Here is a 20,763-nt window from a genome sequence, read left to right on the forward strand (position 1 = left end):
GGAGGGCACCATGATCGGCGCGGTGCTGCGCCGTGGCACGATCTTCCTGGCCAGCGTGCTGGCCGCCTCGATCGTGATCTTCCTGTGCATGGCGGTGCTGCCAGGCGACCCGGCACAGGTCGCGCTCGGGGTGAACGCCACCCCCGAGCTGGTCCAGCGGACCAGGCAGGAGTTCGGCCTCGACCGCCCGCTGCTCACCCAGTACCTGGACTGGATGGGCGGGCTGGCAGGCGGCGACTTCGGGCGTTCCTACGTCACCGGGCAACCGATCGGCCCGCAGCTGGCCGACCGGCTCGGCGTAACTCTCTGGCTGGTCGGGGCCGGGATGCTGGTGGCGCTCCTGCTCGCACTGCCGCTGGGCATCCTCGCCGCGGTGCGGCACCGCAGGCCCAGCGGGACGGTGGTGACCGGGCTGGCGCAGCTCGGCGTCGCGGTGCCTGCCTTCCTCGCCGGGATCATCCTGGTGCAGGTCTTCGCGGTGCGGCTGGGCTGGCTGCCGTCGGGCGGATGGACCCCGCCGGTGCGGGATCCGGTGGAGTGGCTGCGCGGCCTGGTGCTGCCCGCGATCTCGCTCGGCCTGGTGCAGGGTGCCGTGCTCACCCGCTACGTGCGCTCCGCGGTGCTGGACGTGCTCGGCGAGGACTACCTGCGCACCGCAAGGGCCAAGGGGCTGCGGCCGGGGCAGGCCCTGGTCCGGCACGGGCTGCGCAACGCCGCCGTGCCGGTGGTCACCGTGCTCGGCCTGCAACTGGCCACCCTGCTGGTCGGCGCCGTGGTGGTGGAGCGGGTGTTCGTACTGCCGGGGCTGGGCAGCATGCTGCTGGACGCGGTCTCCGCCCGCGACCTGCTGGCCGTGCAGGGCATCGTGCTCGTCCTCGTGGTGGGTGTGCTGCTGGTCAACTTCGCCGTGGACCTGCTGTACACCGTGCTCGACCCACGCCTGCGGAGGTCCTGATGCCACGCACCCTCCCGCTCGGCGCCTGCCTGATCGGCCTGGTGGTCCTCGCCGCGCTGGTGTCCTTCCTGTGGACCCCGCACGACCCCGAGCATGTGGACGCCACCGTGCGGCTGCTCGGGCCGACCGGGGAGTACCCGCTGGGCACCGACAAGTTCGGCCGGGACCTCGCCAGCCAGCTGATGGTCGGCGCCCGCACCACGCTGTACGTCGGGGTGGTGGCCGTCGGCGTGGCCGCGCTGCTCGGCACCCCGCTCGGGATCCTGGCCGGGATGTCCGGCTCCTGGCTCGGTGAGCTGGTCATGCGGGTGAACGACCTGGTACTGGCCTTTCCCGCGCTGCTGCTGGCGATCATGCTCGGCGCGATCTACGGGGCGTCCACGCTGACCGCCATGATCGCGATCGGCATCGCCACCGTGCCCTCCTTCGCCCGGATCGCCCGCTCCGGCACCCTGCGGGTGATGAGCACCGAGTACGTGCTCGCGGCCAGGGCCGCGGGCAGGCCCCGGTGGTGGATCGCGGTGCGGCACGTCTTCCCGAACATCTCCGGGCTGCTGCTGGTGCAGTCCTCGGTGTCCTTCGCGATCGCCGTGCTCGCCGAGGCGGCCCTTTCCTTCCTCGGCTTCGGTACCCGGCCACCCACCCCGTCCTGGGGCCGGATGTTGCAGGAGTCGCAGGAGCTGCTTGCCGTGGACGCCCGGCTCGCGCTGGTGCCTGGGGCGGCCATCGCGCTGGCCGTGCTCGGGTTCAACCTGCTCGGCGACGGCCTGCGGGACCGCTTCGACCCGAAGCTGGAGGCACGCCGATGACCCTGCGGGCGGCGGAGCTCGGCATCCACTCGCCGAGTGCGGCACTGGTCGAGGAGGTGTCCTTCACGGTCGAGCCCGGCGAGCGGGTCGGGCTGATCGGGGAGTCCGGTTCCGGCAAGTCGCTGCTCGCGGCCGCGATCATGGGCCTGCTCCCGCCGGGCCTCACCGCGACCGGCAGTGTGCGGCTGGCAGGCAGGGAACTGCTCGGCGCGGGGGAGCGCACCCTGTCCGGGCTGCGCGGCCGGTCGATGGCCATGGTGTTCCAAGAACCGATGTCGGCGCTCAACCCGGCGATGCGGGTGGGCCGCCAGGTCGCCGAGGCCATGCTGCTGCACGCCACCCAGCCGGGCAGGCGGGCCGCCCGGTCGGCCGCGGTGGACCTGCTGGACCGGGTGCGGCTGCCCGATCCGGAACGCATCGCGCGGGCCTACCCGCACCAGCTCTCCGGCGGGCAGCGGCAACGGGTGGTGCTGGCCATCGCGCTGGCCAACGACCCCGCGCTGCTGATCTGCGACGAGCCGACCACCGCGCTGGACGTCACCGTGCAGGCCAGCATCCTGGAACTGATCGTGGCCGCGAGCAGGGACCGGGACCGCTCCCTGCTGTTCATCACCCACGACCTGGCCGTGGTGGCCGAGGTCTGCGAGCGGGTGCTGGTGCTGTACCGGGGCCGGGTGGTCGAACAGGGCAGCACCGGGCAGGTGCTGCGCGCCCCGGAGCACGAGTACACCCGGCGGCTGCTCGCGGCGTCCAGCATGGAGGTCGGATGATCGAGGTACGCGACCTGCGGCGCGAGTACCGGCGCCGGTTCGCCCGCGCCGGGGTCACCGCGCTGCGCGGGGTGAGCCTTGACATCGAGCGGGGCGGCCGGTTCGGCATCGTCGGCGAGTCCGGCTCCGGTAAGTCCACCCTGGTCCGGCTGCTGGCCGGGCTGGACCGGCCGAGCGCGGGCACGGTCTCCTTCGGTGGCAGGCGGATCGACAACCTGCCGGAGCGCAAGCTCGGCTTCCTGCGCTCGGAGCTGCAGCTGGTGTTCCAGGATCCGATGGGTTCGCTGGACCCGCGGATGCGGGTGCGCGACATCATCAGCGAACCGCTCGGCAGGCACCGCGGGCACCGGGAACGGGTACGCGAGCTGCTGGCCGCCGTGGACCTGCCTGCCGACGCGGGTGCGCGGTACCCGCACCAGTTCTCCGGCGGGCAGCGGCAGCGGATCTCGATCGCCCGCGCGCTCGCCCCGCGGCCGTCGGTGCTGATCGCGGACGAGCCGGTCAGCGCACTGGACGTGCTGGTGCGGGCGCAGATCCTGGAGCTGCTGGCCGAACTGGTCGAGCGCTACCGGCTCACCCTGATCTTCGTCTCGCACGACCTGGCCGTGGTGCGCCAGGTGTGCGACACCGTCGCCGTGCTGCGGGCCGGTGAGCTGGTCGAGCTCGGCCCGGTCGAGCAGGTCTACGGCGCGCCCGCCCATCCCTACACCCGCGAACTGCTTGCGGCCGCGCCCAGCCTGCGCCGTGCGCTGGCCCGGTTGGAGGAACGGTGACCATGTTCGACCCGCCCTACCCGGACGGCCTTCCGGTCGGCGACCGCTGGGTACCGGTGCCGGAAACCGCCCCGGTGACCTTCCCCTACGACGGTGCCGTGGTCGCCGCCGCGCCGGTGGGCGGCACCGAGCACGTCCGGCTGGCCGTACGCGCGGCGACCGAGGTGCGGGCCGAGGTGGCGGCGCTGCCCTCGCACCGGCGCCGGGCGGTACTCACCGCGGTGGGCCAGGCGCTGGAGTCGCGGCGGGCGGAGCTCGAGCGGCTGCTGGTACTGGAGACCGGCAAGCCGCTGGTGGACTGCCGGGTCGAGGTCGCCCGCACCCTGGTCACCTGGCAGGCCGCCGCCGAGGAGGTGGCCCGGCTGCACGGCGAGACCGTTCCGCTGGACCTGCTGCCCTCCGGTGAGGGCCTGCTCGGGTTCTGGACCCGCAGGCCGATCGGGGTGGTGGCCGGGATCGCCGGATTCAACTACCCGCTGCTGCTCGCCTCGCACAAGATCGCACCGGCGCTCGCCGCCGGCTGCCCGGTGATCGGCAAACCGGCCCCGGCCACCCCGCTGACCACCCTCTGGCTGGTGCACCTCGTGCGCGAGGCCGCGGCGCTGGCCGGTGCCCCGCAAGCGCTTGCGCAGCTGGTCACCGGGGACGCCGAGGTGGGCGCGGCGCTGGTCGGCGACCCCGGGGTTGCCGCGGTGTCCTTCACCGGATCGGCCGCCGTCGGGCACCGCATCGCCAGGGCCGCCGCGCCGCGCAAGACCCTGCTCGAGCTCGGCTCGAACGCCGCGCTGGTGGTCGCCCCGGATGCCGAGTTGGACGCCGCGGTGGACGCCGTGCTGCGCGGCGGGTTCTACGCCTCCGGGCAGGCCTGCATCTCGGTGCAGCGGGTGCTGCTTACCGCGGAGATCGCCGCCGAGTTCGCCGCGCGGCTGCTGGCCCGGCTGGACGAGCTGGTCCTCGGGGACCCGCGTGCGGACACCACCAGGGTGTCCGCGCTGATCGACCGGCCCTCCACCGAACGGGTGCTGGGCTGGATCGAGGCGGCGGTGGCCGCCGGGGCGCGGGTGCTCGCGGGTGGCGACCTCGTGGGCGGGGTGCTGCGGCCGACCGTGCTCACCGAGGTCCCGGACGGCGCCGACTGCTGGGACGAGGAGGTGTTCGGCCCGGTGGTCTGCCTGCGCACGGTGCCCGATGTGGACACCGCGCTGGCGCAGGTGAACGCTTCCCGGTACGGCCTGCACGCCAGCGTGTTCACCGGCTCGCTGCGCACCGCGCTGCGGGCGGTGGAAGCACTGGAGGTCGGCGGGGTGGTGGTGAACGAGGTGCCGGGGTTCCGCTCGGACACCATGCCCTACGGCGGGGTGAAGGACTCCGGCATCGGCAGGGAGGGGCCGCGGTTCGCCGTAGCGGAGCTGACCGTGACCCGGATGGCGGTGATCCGGCCGTGAGCTACACCGGCTTGTTCCGGCTGGACGGCAGGCGCGCCGTGGTGCTGGGCGCGGGCAGCGGGATCGGCAGGGAGTCGGCGCGCGCACTGGCCGCGCATGGGGCGGCCGTGGTCTGCGCGGACCGGGACCTGGCGGGGGCCACCGAGACGGCCGACCTGGCCGGGGAACACGCCGAGGCCTACCGGCTGGACCTGCTGGATCCCGCCGCGGTCGAGCGGGCCGCCGCCGAGCTCAGGGACCTGGACATCGTGGTGCTCACCGCGGCGATGAACGTGCGCAAGCGTTTGCTGGACTACCGGCGGGAGGAGTTCGACCGGGTGGTCGCGCTGAACCTCGGGGCTTCCTTCGAGGTGGTACGGGCGTTCGGGGCGCGCCTGGTGGCCAGGGGCGGCGGCAGCATCATCGCCTTCTCCTCCATCCGGGCTAGCACCGTGGAGCCGGGGCAGGGGGTGTACGCGGCCACCAAGGCGGGGCTGGTGCAACTGCTGCGCACGGCGGCAGCCGAGTTCGGTCCGGCCGGGGTGCGGGTGAACGCCATCGCGCCCGGTGTCGTCGAGACCCCGCTGACCGAGCAGATCAAGGCCGATCCGGACTGGTACCGGGCCTACGCGAACAAGAGCGCGCTGGGCCGGTGGGCGCGGCCTGCCGAGCTGGCAGGCGCGGTGGTCTACCTGGCCTCGGACGCGGCCAGCTTCGTCACCGGCGCCGTGCTCCCGGTGGATGGCGGCTGGACGGCGGTGGACGGACGCTACGACCCGCCAGCAGGGTAGGTCTTTCTCGTGCGGAAGGAGTGCCGGTGAGCGACCTGATCGAGCTGAACGCGACCGAACTGGTCGAGGGCTATCGCGGTGGGACGGTCTCCCCGGTGCAGGTCATCGAGGCGGCCATCGCCAGGATCGAGGAGCTGGAGCCGACCCTGTGCGCGTTGTACGCCTTCGATCCGGAGGGGGCGCTGGCTGCGGCACGGGCCTCGGCGCGGCGCTGGCTGGCAGGCAGCCCGCTCGGCCCGGTGGACGGGGTGCCGTGCACGCTCAAGGAGAACATCGCCACCGCGGGCACCCCGATCCCGCTCGGCACGGCCGCGAGCGAGCTGGTGCCGGCTTCCGCCGACGGCCCTGCCGCGGCGCGGCTGCGCGAGTCCGGCGCCGTGCTGCTCGGCAAGACCACCATGCCCGACTACGGGATGCTCACCTCGGGCCTTTCCAGTTTCCACCCGCTCGCCCGCAACCCCTGGGACACCACCCGCACCCCCGGCGGATCCAGTGCGGGCGCGGCGGCCGCGGCGGCGGCCCGGTACGCGCCACTGCACGTCGGTACCGATATCGGCGGCTCGATCCGGCTGCCTGCCGGCTGGTGCGGGCTGGTCGGGCTGAAGCCCAGCTTCGGCAGGGTGCCGGTGGACCCGCCCTACCCCGGCCGGGTAGCCGGCCCGATGACCAGGACCGCCGCCGACGCCGGGCTGCTGATGCGGGTGCTGTCCCGGCCCGATTCCAGGGACCACCTGAGCCTGCCGCCTGCCGAGCTGGATTTCGCCGCCGACCCTGCCGAGGTCGCCGGGCTGCGGGTGGGCCTGCACCTGGACGCCGGGACCGGGCTCGCCGTGGCACCGGAGGTGGCGGCCGCGGTCCGCGCGGCCGCCATCGCCTTTGAACGGGCGGGCGCCGTGGTCGAACCGGTCGAGCCCTTCCTCACCAGGGAGATGCTGGACGGGCTGGACCTGTTCTGGCGCACCCGGTTCCTCGCCGACACCGCCGAGCTGCCGCCGCAGCGGTGGGAGCGGATCCTGCCCTATATCGCCGACTGGGTGCGCGGGGCGGAGGGTGCCTCCGGGGTGCAGGTGTACCGCGGGTTCGCCCAGATCGACGCGATCAGCGTGGCCGCCCTGCGCGCCTGCGCCCCGTTCGACGTGGTGCTTTCCCCTGTGTGCCCGGTGCAGCCGCCACCAGCGGACTGGGCCTCGCCGACCAACGACCCGGACGCGCCCTTCGAGCACATCGCCTTCACCGTGCCGTACAACATGTCCGGCCAGCCCTCGGTGACGGTGAACTGCGGCTACACCACGGGCGGGCAGCCGATCGGGCTACAGCTCACCGGCCGCCGGTTCGACGATCCCGGCCTGCTCAGGGTGGCCGCCGCCTACGAACGGCTACGCCCCGCCCAGCACCCCTGGCCGCTCTGACCGGTTCTGAACGTGGCTTTCCGGACGTCAGATGTCGCGAACGGCACTTTTGGGACATCTGACGTCCCTATCGCCACGTTCAGGGCATTTCGGGGGACGGTTGGTCAGGAGCGGTCCGCGATGGCCTCGGCGAGGGCGAGGATCCGGCGGGCGTTGTCCACGTGCAGGTTCTCGATCATCCGGCCGTCCACGGTCACCACGCCCTGCCCGGCGGCCTGCGCCTCGTCGAAGGCGGCGATGATCCGGCGGGACCGCTCCACCTCCTCCTCGGACGGCGCGAACACGCGGTTGCACGGTTCGAGCTGGCCCGGATGGATGAGCGTCTTGCCGTCGAAGCCGAACTGCCTGCCCTGCACGCATTCCGCCTCGAAACCCTCGAGATCCCGCACGTCGTTGTAGACCCCGTCCAGGATCACCTTGCCGGTGGCCCGTGCGGCGAGCAGGCACAGCGAGAGTCCGCCGAGCAGCGGCGCGCGGCCGGGGACGAACTCCGCATGCAGTTCCTTCGCAAGGTCGTTGGTGCCCAGCACCAGCACGGTCAGCCGGTCGCTCGCCGCGGCGATCTCCTCGGCGTGCAGCATGGCCACCGGGGTCTCCAGCATGGCCCAGATCCTGGTGTGCTCGGGCGCGCCGCCGAGTTCCAGGGCGCGCTCGATGTTGTGCACCTCGCGGGCCGAGTTCACCTTGGGCACCACGACGGCCGCCGGACCCGCCTTGGCCGCGGTGCGCAGGTCGGCGTCATGCCATTCGGTTTCCAGGCCGTTCACCCGGATGGTCAGCTCGCGTGGCCCGTACTCGCCGGAGGCCACGGCGGCGCACACCCGTTCCCGCGCGGACTCCTTGGCATCCGGGGCCACCGCGTCCTCGAGGTCGAGGATCAGCGCGTCGGCGGGCAGAGTCTTTGCCTTCTCCAGCGCACGTTCGTTCGCGCCCGGCATGTACAGCACCGACCGGCGCGGGGTCAGCTCGGTGCTTGTCTGGAAACGCGCGACACGATCGTCTCGGCGGGACTCGGTCTTGCTCACGCTCGCCACCTCCGCGAACGGGTCGCCCGGCCTCGCCGCTCGTGGGCTGACGCCGCGCGCGTTCGGCCGGTTACTTCCGGGAAGGTACTCATCTCGGACGCTCGGTCACTCATTCGGCCAGTGCCTCCTCGGTCGCCGCGGCGTAGGCCTCGGCCAGCTCCGGGTCCCGCGCGGCCAGCGCGTCGGCCAGCTCGGCGACCACCCGGCACTGCTTTACCGAGGCGTCGTCCTGCATCTTGCCGTCGATCATCACCGCGCCGGTGCCATCGCCCATCGCGGCGATCACCTTGCGGGCCCAGGCCACGTCCTCCGGCGCCGGGGAGAACACCTTCTTCGCGATCTCGATCTGCGCCGGGTGCAGGCTCCACGCGCCAACGCAGCCGAGCAGGAAGGCGTTGCGGAACTGGTCCTCGCAGGCCACCGTGTCCCGGATGTCCCCGAACGGCCCGTAGTACGGCAGGATCCCGTGCATCGCGCAGGCATCCACCATCCGCGCGACGGTGTAGTGCCACAGGTCCTGCTGGTAGGTGGTGCGGCCCTCGGTCAGTTCCGCACCGACCGGGTCGGTGCGCACCAGGTAGCCGGGATGGCCCCCGCCGACCCTGGTGGTCTTCATCCGGCGGCTGGCGGCGAGATCGGCCGGGCCCAGTGAGATGCCCTGCATCCGCGGACTCGCCCCGGCGATCTCCTCCACATTGGCCACGCCGCTCGCCGTCTCCAGGATCGCGTGCACCAGCAGCGGCCTTGTCAGCCCGGCCCGCGCCTCCAGCTGGGCGAGCAACCGGTCCACGTAGTGGATGTCCTGCGCGCCCTCCACCTTGGGCACCATGATCACGTCGAGCTTGTCGCCGATCTCGGTGACCAGCGTGATCAGGTCGTCCAGCACCCAGGGCGAGTCGAGGCTGTTCACTCTGGTCCACAGCTGGGTCCGGCCGAGGTCGGCCGATTTCGCGATCCGCACCAGGCCGGTGCGCGCCGCCTCCTTCCGGTCCGCCCGGACCGCGTCCTCCAGATTTCCGAGCAGCACGTCGACCTGCGGCGCGATATCGGGGACCTTGGCCGCCATCTTCTCGTTGCCAGGATCGACGAAGTGGATCATCCGGGAGGGCAGCACGGGGATCTGCCGCGGCGGATCGGGCGCCCCTACGGCGAGGGGCGCGAAGAAGTCCTTCGGCGAGCGCATCGAGCCTCCAACGTTACTGGCCAGTACCCAAGGGTGACCCTATCCCGGCGATCCGGGCCTCGCTGCGGTGTGGCTCACGCCGGGGGCGTCCTGGGTACGCCGCGCTGTCAAGCGCAAGATTGGTGCTCGCGCGGGTGAGTGAATACCTTGTGTTGCCGTTGCACGGCGTCGATACGCCGCTCGGCCAGCCCTCACCCGTACGGCGGCACGGTCGAGGTGAAGTCGGACGACCGCCCGTCGACCGGTCACCGACCGTTCAGCGCCGTCGATCGCAGTCGCCGCGGTTGCCCGGCGACCCGATCTTCGCGCACTGGTAATCAATTCATGTGCCTTTTTGCACGAGGCAGGTCAGGCGCAGCGCGAAGCAGAAGGAGGCGGACCTCATGGCGGTGACACCAGGTCAGACCACGGTGACCGGCGGAGCGAGCGACACCCGATCTCTGCACCGCCGTGCGGCGTCTGCGGTCGAGCTGCCCGCCCCCGCCGACGATCTCGCTGCCGAGGCCGCTGCCCAGCTGAACTGGGACGGGGTGGCGTTGCCGCAGTCGACCCTGCTCGGGCGCCGGGTCGTGCTGGTCGCCCGGCTGCGCACCGAGGTGCACGCCGAGCGGATCGCGATGGGCGCGGGCCCGATCCTGGACCGAGCCACCGTCGCCACCTGGACCTGGCCGGAGTTCGCGGCCACCGCGCCCGCCCCGGCCGCCGAGATCGTCGGTGTGCTCGCGGTGGCGCGGCACTGGCGCACCGGGATGGCGGCGACGGTCCCGTTCGCCCGTTACGGCGAGGCCGCGATGGTGCTGCCCTACTCGGCCGTGTTCAGCCAGGACTATGTGGACAACTGCCTGCCGAGGGCCCGCACCTACGGGCTGGCGGTGGTGACCGCGGACGAGGACGCCGTGGTCGACCTCGACCTCGCAGGCCGGTCCGAGCGTATGCTCGCCCCGGCCGACGCGGTGTCCCGCTGGGTGAACGAGGTGGCCTACGAGCAGCTGCTCGCCGTCGGCGAGGTGCCCGCGAACTGCGGCTGACCGGTCCCCGCGCCTAGGCTGGCGCCATGCGAGTAGTGATCGCGGGTGGACACGGCAAGATCGCGCAGCACTTGGAGAAGCTGCTGGCCGCGGGCGGCGACCACGCGGTGGGCATCGTCCGCAATCCGGACCATGCCGCCGACCTGCGGGAGCTCAGCGCCGAACCGGCGGTACTGGATCTCGAGACGGCCACCGTGGACGAGGTCGCCGAGGTGCTGGCCGGTGCGGACGCCGCGGTGTTCGCGGCCGGAGCCGGCCCGGGCAGCGGCGTGGCGCGTAAGGAGACCGTGGACCGGGCCGCCTCCGCCCTGTTCGCCGATGCCGCCGAGCGCGCGGGTGTACGCCGGTTCCTGCAGGTCAGTGCGATGGGGCTGGGCCGGGCGGACAACCCGGCCACGGAGGAGGTGTTCGCTGTCTACCTGCGGGCCAAGGCCGCCGCCGAGGATGACCTGCGGACCAGGGACCTGGACTGGACGATCCTGCGTCCCGGCAGGTTGACCGACGAACCCGGCACCGGCCAGGTCCACCTGGCCGAGGAGGTGCCACCCGGTGAGGTGTCCAGACAGGACGTGGCCGAGGTACTGGCCGGGCTGCTGGCCGAACCGATCGCCCTGCGCCGCACGCTGGAGCTGACCGGAGGGAACACCCCGGTCAGCGAGGCCCTCAGCCGGCTGTGACCGGGCCGAGTACCCGGTCGATGTAGGGGTTGCCGAACACGCCCTGCGGATCGACTTCGGCGCGTATACGCAGGAAGTCGTCGAACCGCGGGTAGCGTTCGCGCAACGTGGCCGCGTCCAGGTCGTGCATCTTCCCCCAGTGCGGCCTGCCGCCCACCGCGCCCACGATCGAGGCGAAGGCGGCGAAGTACTCGCGGTAGGGCATGCCGAGGAACTGGTGCGCGGCGATGTACACGGTGTCCCGGTCGTAGGCGGTGGACAGCCAGATGTCGTCCGCGGCGGCGACCCGCACCTCGACCGGGAAGGCCACCGGGCTCTCCAGCTTCGGCACCAGCGTGCGCAGCTCGGCAAGCACCTCATGCACGGCGGCACGCGGGATCGCGAACTCCGACTCGACGAACCGCACCGAACGCTTGGTGACGAACACCCGGTGCGAGAGGTCGGAGTACTCCCGGGTGGACAGCAGGGAGGAGGACAGCCTGCCCAGCGGCCGGACCAGTTTCGGCACCGTCCGGCCGAGTCTGCAGAGCGCGCCGAAGGCGAGGTTCTCGGTCAGCGTGTAGTCGACGAACCGGCGTGGCCCGGAAAGCGGTTCCCGCTCGGCCTCCGGCGGCCTGCGGTTGTTCCGCTTCACCAGCGCCCTGCTGCCGTAGGGGAACCAGTAGAACTCGAAGTGGTCCTCGGCCTCGGCCGAGGTGTCGAATCCCTCGAGCACCTCGTCCAGCGGCTCGGGCCGTTCGGTGGCGGCGAGCACGAAGGTGGGCTCGCAGCGCAGGGTCACGCTGCTGATCACGCCGAGCGCGCCGAGACCCACCCTGGCCGCGGCGAACAGCTCGGGCCTGCGGTCGGCCGAGCAGCTGACCACGGTGCCGTCGGCGAGGACGAGTTCCAGCGCGGCGATCTGGGTGGCCAGCCCGCCGAACCGGGCGCCGGTGCCGTGGGTTCCGGTGGAGACCGCGCCGGCGATGGTCTGCGCGTCGATGTCACCGAGGTTGGTCATCGCCAGGCCGAGGGCGTCGAGCTCGGCGTTCAGCCTGCGCAAGGTGGTACCCGAGCGCACGGTGACCAGCCCGGTCTCCAGATCGGCCGAGGCGATGCCCGCCCACTGCGTCAGGTCCAGCGCGTCGCAGTCGGCGACCGCCACCGGGGAGAAGGAGTGCCCGCTGCCCCATGCTCGGACCCGGCGCCCCTCCACGGCCGAGTCGGTGACCGCCCTGGCGATCTCCGCGACGCTGCGTGGTTTGTGCACCCGCTGCGGCGTAGCGGACGCGGTCCCGGCCCAGTTGGTCCAAGCTGCCATCAGCGCACCGCTCCTCCCGTGAGGATCGAAACAATAAGTGAATGGTATTCGCGTTTCAAGGGTGTTTGTCGTACGGTACGAATGTGCGAGCTGTGTCCCCGCGGGCCTACGACCTGGCCACGAAGGATCTCGATCCGCCACTGGCGATCGTGGACCTGAACGCGTTCGACGCGAACGCCGAGGACCTGGTGCGGCGCGCGGCCGGTCATCCGATCCGGCTGGTCAGCAAGTCGGTGCGCTGCCGCCACCTGCTGGAGCGGGCGCTCGCGAAGCCGGGCTTCACCGGCCTGATGTGCTACTCGCTGGCCGAGGCGCTGTGGCTGTGCGGGGAGGGGCTGAGCGAGGACATCGTGGTCGCGTACCCGACGGCCGACCACGCGGCGTTGCGCGCGCTGGCTGCCGATGAGCGGGCCAGGAACACCGTCACGATCATGGTCGACTCGCCGGAGCAGCTGGACCTGGTGGATGCCGCCATCGGCAGGGAGCACCCCGAGATCCGGGTCTGTCTCGAGCTGGACGCCTCCTGGCGGCCGCTGCCGGGGCTGCATGTGGGAACCCGGCGCTCGCCGGTGTTCCGCCCGCGGCAGGCGGCGGCACTGGCCAGGACGATCGGGGAGCGTCCCGGGTTCCGGCTGGTGGGAGTGATGGCATACGAGGGCCAGATCGCCGGGTTGCCGGACACGCCTGCCGGTGCGGTGCGGCGGGCGGCGGTGCGCTGGATGCAGCGGCGGTCGGCGGCCGAGCTGGCGCGGCGCCGCGCGGCGGCAGTGCGCGCGGTCCGCGCGGTGGCCGATCTGGAGTTCGTCAACGGCGGTGGAACCGGCAGCGTGGAGAGCACCCGCGCCGATGCCGCGGTGACCGAGATCGCCGCGGGCTCGGGGTTGCTGGGCCCGGCACTGTTCGACGGCTACAGCCGGTTCCGCCCGCGCCCCGCCGCGCTGTTCGCGCTGCCGGTGGTCCGGGTGCCGGGCAGCGGGACGGCCACCCTGTTCTCCGGCGGATACATCGCCTCCGGCCCGGCGAGCGGCTCGCGGCTGCCCGCGCCGTACCTTCCGGAAGGGCTGCGGCTGCTCGGCACCGAGGGCGCCGGGGAGGTGCAGACCCCGGTGACCGGCAAGGGCGCGCGTGACCTGCGGGTGGGTGACCGGGTGTGGCTGCGCCACGCGAAGGCGGGCGAGCTGGCCGAGCGGTTCGACGAGTACCACCTCGTCACCGGTGACCAGGTGGAACGCACCGTGCCCACCTACCGCGGCGAGGGCAAGAACTTCGGCTGATCCGGCCGGTTCGCATCCGCCGCCCCCAAGCTCAACCGATAGCAGGCAGGCCCCCACCCTTCCCGGGGGGCGAACCCCGCTCCAGCGTACCGGGGGCGGGGCTCGGGGTGGCCGGGAAAGCGCGAGTTATCCACAGGGTAGCGCGACTGTGGACAACCGAGAAGGTCAGTCGCCGAGCCTGCTGGCCAGGTAGCCCTTGAGCAGGTACTTGGTCTCGGCCACCACCTCGGGGTCGCCCTCGGCTTGGCGGCGGAAGGCGAGGTTGAGCAGGCCGTCGGCGGTCTCCACGGCGATCGCGATCGGCAGCGCGATCGACTCCGGTGTCAGGTCCAGCCGGGTGCCGAGCAGCCCGGTCAGCGAGTCGGCGATCACCCGGTTGTTGTCCCGCCGGTCGTCCAGCAACCGCTGGTCCACCACATCCCCGAAGTGCACCTTGGAGAACCCGGGCACCTCGCGGTGCATCTGCAGGTAGATGTCCAGCAGCGAGTCCACAATGTCCCACCAGTGCTGGTGGTCGACCCCGTCCAGCCGCTCACTCACCGCGGCCATGAACCGCTCCAGGTTCCGCTGGGTGAGCGCCTGCACCACCGCCCGTTTGTCCGGGAAGAACTGGTAGAGCGAGCCGACGGCCACGCCCGCCCGTTTGGCGATCAAGGTGGTGGTGAGCGCCTCGTACCCCAGTTCCTCGATCAACTCGGCGCTGGCGTCGAGCATGCGCTCCACCCGTTGCGCGCTACGTTGCTGCACGGGTTGACGACGCAACGGATTTGCCTCGGGCTGGGTCGCGCTGGTTGCCTTCGCGGCCTGGCGGTCGGACACGGCTTGCTCCCTCTGCTGCTGATCAGCGACTTTAGCGTGCCGGTAGACCTACCCACGGTCGAGGGAGTACGTAGAATACGAGAACTTTTCATATTGCTCGGAGGTGTTCGTGGAAAAGTCGCGATATCCGGCGGATTTCCTGTGGGGAGTTTCCACCTCGGCCTTCCAGATCGAGGGGGCCACCCGGGAGGGCGGACGGGGCCGGTCCATTTGGGACACCTTCACCGCGACCGCGGGCAAGGTCGCAGGCGGGGAGCACGCGGAGGTGGCCGCGGACCACTACCACCGCTACCCCGAGGACATCGCGCTGATGACCGAACTGGGGGTGGACGCCTACCGGATGTCCTTCGCCTGGCCCCGGATCCAGCCGGACGGAACCGGCAGGCCGAACCCCGACGGGCTCGACTTCTACGATCGGCTGCTGGACGCGGTCTGCGCGACCGGGATCTCCCCGGTCGGCACGCTGTATCACTGGGACACGCCGCAGGCCATCGAGGACGCGGGCGGCTGGCTGGCCAGGGACACCGCCGCACGGTTCGCCGAGTACGCGGCCATCCTGGGCGAACGCTTCGGCGACCGGGTGCGGATGTGGATCCCGCTGAACGAGCCGATGGTGATGACCGTCTACGGCTACGCCATCGGCGAGTACGCACCCGGCAAGGCGCTGCTGCTGGATGCCGTGCCCACCGCGCACAACCAGCTACTCGCGCACGGGCTCGCGGTGCGCGCCCTGCGAGCCGCCGGGGCCACCAGCATCGGCACCGCCAACAACCACAGCCCGGTCTGGCCCGCGAGCGCGGCCGCGGCCGACCAGGCGGCGGCGGACTGGCTGGACGCCCTGATCAACCGGCTGTTCGCCGACCCCGTGCTGCTCGGCCGCTACCCCGGCGAACTGCTCGAACATCTGCCCGAGCGGTACGCCGCGGACCTGCCGATCATCGCCGAACCGCTGGATTTCTACGGCGTCAACTACTACGAGCCGCAGGCCGCCGCGGCCCCTACACCGGGCAATCCGCTGCCGTTCGAGCTGCGGCCGGTGACCGGGTACCCGCGGACCACCAACGATTCCCCGATCGTGCCGGACGGCCTGCGTGAGCTGCTGGTCGGCCTGCGCCGGCGTTACGCGGAGGCGCTGCCGCCGGTGTACGTCACCGAGAACGGCTGCAGCTTCGCCGACGAGGTCGCCGCGGACGGTGGCGTGCACGATGCGCAGCGCATCGAATTTCTCGATCAGCATCTCCGCGCGCTGCGGGCCGCACTGGCCGAGGGAGTGGACGTGCGGGGTTACTTCGTCTGGTCCCTGCTGGACAACTTCGAGTGGTCAAAGGGATACGCGCCCCGGTTCGGCCTGGTGCACGTCGACTACGCGACCCAGCGCCGTACCCCCAAGGACTCCTTCGACTGGTACCGGAAGCTGATCCGCGATGCGTAGCGACGCGGGGGACGGCACCGCGGGCGCGCTCGCCGAACCGGTGACCCCGGTCCGGGCCGGGTGGATCGCACTGCTGTTCCTCGCCAACATCGGGCTCTGGTTCGCCCTGATCACGCCGATCCAGGTGTTGTTGCCACAACAGGCCGCGCTGCTCGACGCCGCGCACAAGGAGACGGTGTTCGGGGTGGTCACCGGGGTCGGTGCGCTGGTCTCGGCCCTGGTCAACCCGCTCGCCGGGATGGCTTCGGACCGCACGGCCTCCCGCTTCGGCCGGCGGCACCCGTGGACCGTGGGCGGGGCGCTGACCGCCATGGTCGGCTTCGTCCTGCTGGCAGGCGCCACCGACATCGTGCTGATGACCTTCGGCTGGTGCGTGGTGCAGGCCGGGCTGAACGCCACCCTCGCCGCGCTCACCGCCGCCCTGCCGGACCGGGTTCCGGTACGGCAGCGCGCCAGGGTCTCCGGGTTCGTCGGAATCACCCAGATCGGCGGCACCCTGCTCGGCACCATCGTGGTCACCACCATGGTGGCCGGGGTCGGGGCCGGATACCTGGTGTGCGGCGGGTTCGTGGTGCTGTGCGCGCTCGCCTTCGCAACCCGCACCCCGGACGCCGTGCTGCCCGCCCGGCCCGCCGAGCCGTTCACCCGCTCCCTGCGCCGCATCTGGGTCTCGCCGCGCCGCCATCCCGACTTCGGCTACGCCTGGCTCGGGCATTTCTGCACCCAGGTCGGCAACGCGCTCGGCGTGATGTACCTGCTGTTCTTCCTCACCGATGTGGTGCGGCTGCCCGATCCCGAGGCCGGGCTGCGTACCGCGATGGTGATCTACGCGGTCGCCGTGGTCTTCGGCGCGGTGCTCACCGGCAAGCTGTCCGACCGCACCGGGCGGCGCAAGCCGTATATATACGCCTCGGTGCTGCTGATGAGTGCCGCCGTCGGGCTGCTGGTGTGCTGGCAGACCTGGACCGCGACGATGATCGCGGCGGTGACCCTCGGCTTCGGGTTCGGCGTGTACGCCGCGGTCGGGCTGGCGCTGCTGACCCAGGTGCTGCCCACCGCCTCCGCCAGGGCGAAGGACCTGGGAATCGTGAACATCGCGAACTCGCTGCCGCAGGTCATCACCCCGCTGGTGGCCACCGTCGTGCTGGCCTACCTCGGCGGCTACCGGGGCCTGTACGCGGTCGCGGCGATCGTCACCCTCGCCGCCGGGGTCTTCATCAGCCGGGTCCGCTCTGTTTCCTAGGAAAACAGCGGGTTGGCCGTGCCTTGCGTATGGAACCGCGGGCTGTGTTTGATCGGCCTCGCTCGTTCCTCGCTCGGCGTGCTGGGCCCGCGAAGTGCGGCGGGCGGCCGTGCCTTGCGTATGGAACCGCGGGCCGGTGCCGGTCGGGGGGAGGGGAGTGCAACGGCACCGGCCCGCGGAGTATCGGGGCCGCACTGTGGGCGGGGACCACAGCTTGCTATCTGCAATTTTGGTTCGCGGCTGGTGATGATCAACCTAGCGGCAGATTGAGCGCTCCGCCAGCGGTTGAGCCGTTAATTTTTCGATTAATCGTGTACTTCCTGGTGGGGTACCGGCAGTTGGCTCGTCACGCTCGGGGGTACGGACGAGCCAACTGCCGGCGTCGGTGGGGAGGCTGGGGCCGACCTGACGGGGCCATTCGGTCGACCGGCCTCACCGGACCGGGGAGGTTATCCGGCCGGAGCCGGGGTCTGCGGCAGTAACGCATGCCGGCCGCGCGTATCGCCCGCAGCCTGGTGCGTGGCCTGGGCAGGCAACGGGGACCGCTTGCGGCCACGCCCGCGTGGGGTTTCCTGCGGGGCGAGGCCACCGGCGACCAGGTGCTCGTGCGCAACCTGCCAGACCGAGCAGGGAGCCTTGCACCGGTGCCAGCGGGTGGAGCAGGTGGGGCAGTCCCCGCGGGCGTCCGGCTCGTGAGCACGGAGGATGGCCCGCCACCCCTCGGTCAGCCGGGGCAGCTCGGAGCGTGCCACGGACACCAGGGACGGCGCGTCCGCGCGGTCGGCTAGGTCGGAGAGCATGTCGAGGCGTTCCCACACGGCGTTGCGGAGAACCTGCCCGAGGATCTGATCCACCTGAAACTCACCGTTACCTTTCCGCCAGTTTGGCGGCTTCGTTGAGCGCGGTCCTGAGTTCACCGAGCTGGCCCGCGGTCAGCCGTGCGGTCTCGCCGGGCGGCCCGACCAGGACGACCTCGTCCTCGTCGACGAACACCGTCACACACCGCTCCCGGCTGATCAGATCACCGCACTGCACCCGCCATACCGGCTGGCCGCCCTCGTGCTTGCGCGCGTTCGTGCCATTGGCCGTAGCGCGCGGATCGCTGTGGCGGATCGACGGTGGTGCCGACCGCGACTGCGAGACATGCCCGTTGGCGGCGGGCGGCCGCACGGAACTCGGGACGGTCGCAGCACGCCCGGCTGTGATCGAATCCACGAACTCCACGACTCCCTCCGCTGTTTCTCGGCGGCTGCGTGCCGCTCGGGGTGGTTCCTTCTCTGGTTGCTCTCCGTGACCGCTGTCCGTATCGGGTCGCTCACGGAGAACTGAGATCTACATTGCGACGAAACGAAGGCCGAAAGAAGGTCCGGTGGGCGTCATAGCGGCGACCGGCTCGAGTTCCACGTTAAGCGGTCGGCGGAGTTCGGCCCGGCCGATCAGCCCCGATAATCAGGGCTTCGCGCGGTTGAATAGCCATGCCTACGCTGACTACGACGCCCAACGGACTGTGAGGGTGCACCACATGGACGCAGACGCCGACCGGCACGGTCATCCGATTCCCCAGGAAACCTGGGACCACCCGGAGATGCGGGATGCGCTGGCCAGCAGAGAGATCAGCGCGATCTACCGGATACTGCGCCGGCACGGTGTCTCCCAGCGCCAGATCGCGGCGATGACCGGCCAGTCACAGTCCGAGGTGTCGGAGATCCTCAAGGGTCGCCAGGTCATGGCGTACGACGTGCTCGCCAGGATTGCCGTCGGCCTCGGCGTCCCTCGGGGGTACATGGGCCTCGCGTACGACGAGGCCACGGCGGTACAGGTCCGCAGCTCGGCTGCGGATCAGCAGGCTGAGGAGGACGAGTCGGTGAAACGGCGGAAGTTCCTCGCGCATGCTGCCCAGGTCACCATGGGTGCGGCCGTCTTCGGGCCGTCCTCCGACGCCTGGGCGGCGAACCCGGCGAGGACGCCCGCACCGGGGCGGATCGGAATGACCGACGTCCGGCAGGTGGAAGCGGCGACCAGAGCGCTACGCGCGCTCGACTACCAGTACGGCGGCGGCTTCTGCCGGGACGCCGTGGTGGCCCAGCTGTCATGGGGCCAGCAGATGCTGCAGGCCCAGGGCGCGGACGCGGTGAAGAACCGGCTGTACGTGGCGCTGGCCGACCTGCACAGCCTGGCCGGCTGGACCTCGTTCGACATCGGCCTGTTCGACTCCGCACGGGGCCACTTCGCCAACGCGCTCGAGCTGGCCAAGCAGGGCGACAGTCACCCGCTGGTGGCCAATGTGCTCTACCGGATGGGGCGGGTCTACCTGCACCAGGACGCGCCGAACGACGCGCTCAAGCTGTTCCAGCTCGGCCAGCTGGCCGCCCAGGAGTCCGGCTCCGACCTCGCGGTCGCCGTGCTCTGCGCGAACGAGGCATGGGCCTACGCGATGATGGGCAACGAGGAGCAGGCGATGAAGCTGCTCGGCTGGACCAAGGACGCCTTCTCCCGGTCCGACCTGAGCAGCGCGGAGTCCTGGGTGCGCTTCTTCAACGAGACCGACGTCTACGCCATGGTCGGCACCGTGCACACCGCGCTGGCCAGGCATGACACCGCACACACCAAGTTCGCCATCCCGGCGCTCACCAAGGCGATCGACTGCTATGGCGACGACATGGCCCGCAGCAAGACCTTCAACCTCAGCGCGCTGGCGACCAACCACCTGCTGGATGGGGACATCGACCAGGGCGCCAGGGTAGGCGGCAAGGCACTGGACCACGCCGAGGGACTGAAGTCCCAGCGGATCAAGGACCGGATGCAGCCGATGAAGGAGGAAGCGGAGCGCAGGAGCAACAATGCCGACGCCCGGGAGCTGTACGAGCGCTACAACGCGCTCTACTCCACGTAGCGAGCGGCCCGAAGGGGGACTGCGCGCACCGGGGGAAGGGCCCGTCTTGGACGGCCGGTTCACCAGGGAGAAGCTGCACGAGGCGCTGGTACACACCTGCGGGCGGCTCGGCCTGGACGCCAGGGGCGCGACCCTGCTGCGGTTCACCAACAACGCGGTGTACTCGCTGGCCGACGCCCCCGTCGTGGTACGCATCGTCGGCTCCCGCACGCTGCGGCACCGGGCGGACAAGGTGGTCCGGGTCGCCGAGTACTTCGCCGAGCGCGGGGTGCCCGCCATCCGGCTGCTCCCCGGGCTGGACCAACCGCTGCGCGTCGGTGAGCACGTAGTCACGGTGTGGTGGCGGGTGCCGCATACCGGGATACCGGCGGGTCCGGCCGACCTCGGCGGGCTGCTGCGCCGGGTACACGACCTGCCCCTGCCCGAGCGGGTCGGCCCGTGGTCCCCGCTGGACGACGTCCGGGCCAGGGTGGCCGACGCCGAGGAGCTGGACCCCGGCGACCGCCGCTTCCTGCTGGATCGCTGCGCCGAGGTGGCCGAGTCGCTGGACCGGCTGGACTTCGCCCTGCCGCCCGCGCTGGTGCACGGCGACGCCCACCCCGGCAACGTGATCGTGGGCCCGGACGGCCCGCTGCTGTGCGATTTCGATTCCTCCTGCATCGGGCCGCCGGAATGGGATCTCACCCCGCTGGCTGTCGGAAGGGAACGATTCGGGGATCCGGCGGGCCGGTACCAGGCACTCGCGGATGCCTATGGATTCGATGTAACGAAATGGTCTGGTTTCGCGGTACTCAAGGCAGCGCGTGAACTCAAGCTCACTACGAGTGTGCTGCCGATCCTGCGAAGCCACCCGCGGGTACGGGGCGAGCTGCACCGGCGGCTGGATGATTTACGCGCGGGTAGGAGGCTGGCCCACTGGCGGCGCTACCGCTGAGTGGGCGATCGATTGGCTGGGACC

Annotated in this window: 20 protein-coding genes; 14 read left to right on the forward strand and 6 right to left on the reverse strand. The window is 71.5% G+C overall.

All coding sequences use genetic code 11. The annotated features are described in order from the left end of the window. Window positions 1–10 precede the first annotated feature (10 nt). Genes KOI47_RS00415 through KOI47_RS00445 form a run of 7 tightly spaced genes read left to right on the forward strand, consistent with a single transcriptional unit; the run spans window position 11 to window position 6,931 of the window. Window positions 11–955, forward strand: a complete 945-nt coding sequence (locus KOI47_RS00415) for an ABC transporter permease (RefSeq protein WP_216212510.1) — start codon at window positions 11–13, stop codon at window positions 953–955. Beyond that, window positions 955–1,764, forward strand: coding sequence for an ABC transporter permease (locus KOI47_RS00420; RefSeq protein ID WP_216212513.1), 810 nt, complete (start codon window positions 955–957; stop codon window positions 1,762–1,764). The genes KOI47_RS00415 and KOI47_RS00420 overlap by 1 nt, the downstream gene beginning before the upstream one ends. Next, entirely contained in the window at window positions 1,761–2,534 is a 774-nt protein-coding gene (locus KOI47_RS00425; RefSeq protein WP_216212515.1) for an ABC transporter ATP-binding protein, read from the forward strand. Before KOI47_RS00420 ends, KOI47_RS00425 begins: the two co-directional genes overlap by 4 nt. Next, window positions 2,531–3,307, forward strand: a complete 777-nt coding sequence (locus tag KOI47_RS00430; protein ID WP_216212518.1) for an ABC transporter ATP-binding protein — start codon at window positions 2,531–2,533, stop codon at window positions 3,305–3,307. Before KOI47_RS00425 ends, KOI47_RS00430 begins: the two co-directional genes overlap by 4 nt. A gap of 2 nt (window positions 3,308–3,309) precedes the next feature. Next, a complete protein-coding gene (locus tag KOI47_RS00435) occupies window positions 3,310–4,752 on the forward strand; it encodes an aldehyde dehydrogenase family protein (RefSeq protein ID WP_216216986.1) in 1,443 nt (480 codons plus the stop codon). Then, on the forward strand, window positions 4,749–5,522 hold the full coding sequence (locus KOI47_RS00440) for an SDR family NAD(P)-dependent oxidoreductase (RefSeq protein ID WP_216212521.1): 774 nt from the start codon (window positions 4,749–4,751) through the stop codon (window positions 5,520–5,522). The genes KOI47_RS00435 and KOI47_RS00440 overlap by 4 nt, the downstream gene beginning before the upstream one ends. Window positions 5,523–5,548: 26 nt before the next feature. Then, the gene (locus tag KOI47_RS00445) at window positions 5,549–6,931 is read left to right on the forward strand and encodes an amidase (RefSeq protein ID WP_216212524.1); all 1,383 of its coding nucleotides are present in this window, start codon (window positions 5,549–5,551) and stop codon (window positions 6,929–6,931) included. 104 nt (window positions 6,932–7,035) lie between these two features. Here the strand turns inward: KOI47_RS00445 and KOI47_RS00450 are convergent, their stop codons facing one another. Beyond that, a complete protein-coding gene (locus KOI47_RS00450; RefSeq protein ID WP_269756731.1) occupies window positions 7,036–7,896 on the reverse strand; it encodes an HpcH/HpaI aldolase/citrate lyase family protein in 861 nt (286 codons plus the stop codon). A 169-nt stretch (window positions 7,897–8,065) separates the two neighbouring features. After that, complete coding sequence (locus KOI47_RS00455; RefSeq protein ID WP_216212527.1) at window positions 8,066–9,139, reverse strand: HpcH/HpaI aldolase/citrate lyase family protein; 1,074 nt, start codon at window positions 9,137–9,139, stop codon at window positions 8,066–8,068. 383 nt (window positions 9,140–9,522) lie between these two features. Here KOI47_RS00455 and KOI47_RS00460 point away from each other — a divergent pair, with 383 nt between their 5' ends. Continuing rightward, window positions 9,523–10,167, forward strand: coding sequence for a hypothetical protein (locus KOI47_RS00460; protein WP_216212530.1), 645 nt, complete (start codon window positions 9,523–9,525; stop codon window positions 10,165–10,167). A gap of 26 nt (window positions 10,168–10,193) precedes the next feature. Beyond that, window positions 10,194–10,844: an NAD(P)H-binding protein gene (locus KOI47_RS00465; protein ID WP_216212535.1), complete on the forward strand. Its 651-nt coding sequence runs from the start codon at window positions 10,194–10,196 to the stop codon at window positions 10,842–10,844. Here KOI47_RS00465 and KOI47_RS00470 read toward each other — a convergent pair. Continuing rightward, window positions 10,831–12,144, reverse strand: a complete 1,314-nt coding sequence (locus tag KOI47_RS00470; protein ID WP_216212538.1) for a D-arabinono-1,4-lactone oxidase — start codon at window positions 12,142–12,144, stop codon at window positions 10,831–10,833. The genes KOI47_RS00465 and KOI47_RS00470 overlap by 14 nt on opposite strands. 41 nt (window positions 12,145–12,185) lie before the next feature. On the opposite strand from KOI47_RS00470, the gene KOI47_RS00475 reads away from it, so the two are divergent. Beyond that, window positions 12,186–13,418: an amino acid deaminase/aldolase gene (locus KOI47_RS00475; RefSeq protein ID WP_216212540.1), complete on the forward strand. Its 1,233-nt coding sequence runs from the start codon at window positions 12,186–12,188 to the stop codon at window positions 13,416–13,418. Between the two features lie 165 nt (window positions 13,419–13,583). Here the strand turns inward: KOI47_RS00475 and KOI47_RS00480 are convergent, their stop codons facing one another. Next, entirely contained in the window at window positions 13,584–14,237 is a 654-nt protein-coding gene (locus tag KOI47_RS00480) for a TetR/AcrR family transcriptional regulator (RefSeq protein ID WP_232376456.1), read from the reverse strand. Window positions 14,238–14,346: 109 nt separating this feature from the next. Here KOI47_RS00480 and KOI47_RS00485 point away from each other — a divergent pair, with 109 nt between their 5' ends. Then, entirely contained in the window at window positions 14,347–15,669 is a 1,323-nt protein-coding gene (locus KOI47_RS00485; RefSeq protein WP_216212541.1) for a GH1 family beta-glucosidase, read from the forward strand. After that, window positions 15,662–16,912: an MFS transporter gene (locus tag KOI47_RS00490; protein WP_216212544.1), complete on the forward strand. Its 1,251-nt coding sequence runs from the start codon at window positions 15,662–15,664 to the stop codon at window positions 16,910–16,912. Before KOI47_RS00485 ends, KOI47_RS00490 begins: the two co-directional genes overlap by 8 nt. A gap of 449 nt (window positions 16,913–17,361) precedes the next feature. Here KOI47_RS00490 and KOI47_RS00495 read toward each other — a convergent pair whose 3' ends face one another. Further along, window positions 17,362–17,766, reverse strand: coding sequence for a hypothetical protein (locus KOI47_RS00495; RefSeq protein WP_216212545.1), 405 nt, complete (start codon window positions 17,764–17,766; stop codon window positions 17,362–17,364). A gap of 13 nt (window positions 17,767–17,779) precedes the next feature. After that, window positions 17,780–18,136, reverse strand: a complete 357-nt coding sequence (locus KOI47_RS00500; RefSeq protein WP_216212547.1) for a hypothetical protein — start codon at window positions 18,134–18,136, stop codon at window positions 17,780–17,782. Window positions 18,137–18,434: 298 nt separating this feature from the next. On the opposite strand from KOI47_RS00500, the gene KOI47_RS00505 reads away from it, so the two are divergent. Both KOI47_RS00505 and KOI47_RS00510 read left to right on the forward strand, forming a co-directional pair. Beyond that, entirely contained in the window at window positions 18,435–19,805 is a 1,371-nt protein-coding gene (locus tag KOI47_RS00505) for a helix-turn-helix transcriptional regulator (RefSeq protein ID WP_216212550.1), read from the forward strand. Between the two features lie 46 nt (window positions 19,806–19,851). Continuing rightward, entirely contained in the window at window positions 19,852–20,739 is an 888-nt protein-coding gene (locus KOI47_RS00510) for a phosphotransferase family protein (RefSeq protein WP_232376457.1), read from the forward strand. Window positions 20,740–20,763: the final 24 nt, after the last annotated feature.

The organism is Amycolatopsis aidingensis (assembly GCF_018885265.1).
GTDB lineage: Bacteria > Actinomycetota > Actinomycetes > Mycobacteriales > Pseudonocardiaceae > Amycolatopsis > Amycolatopsis aidingensis.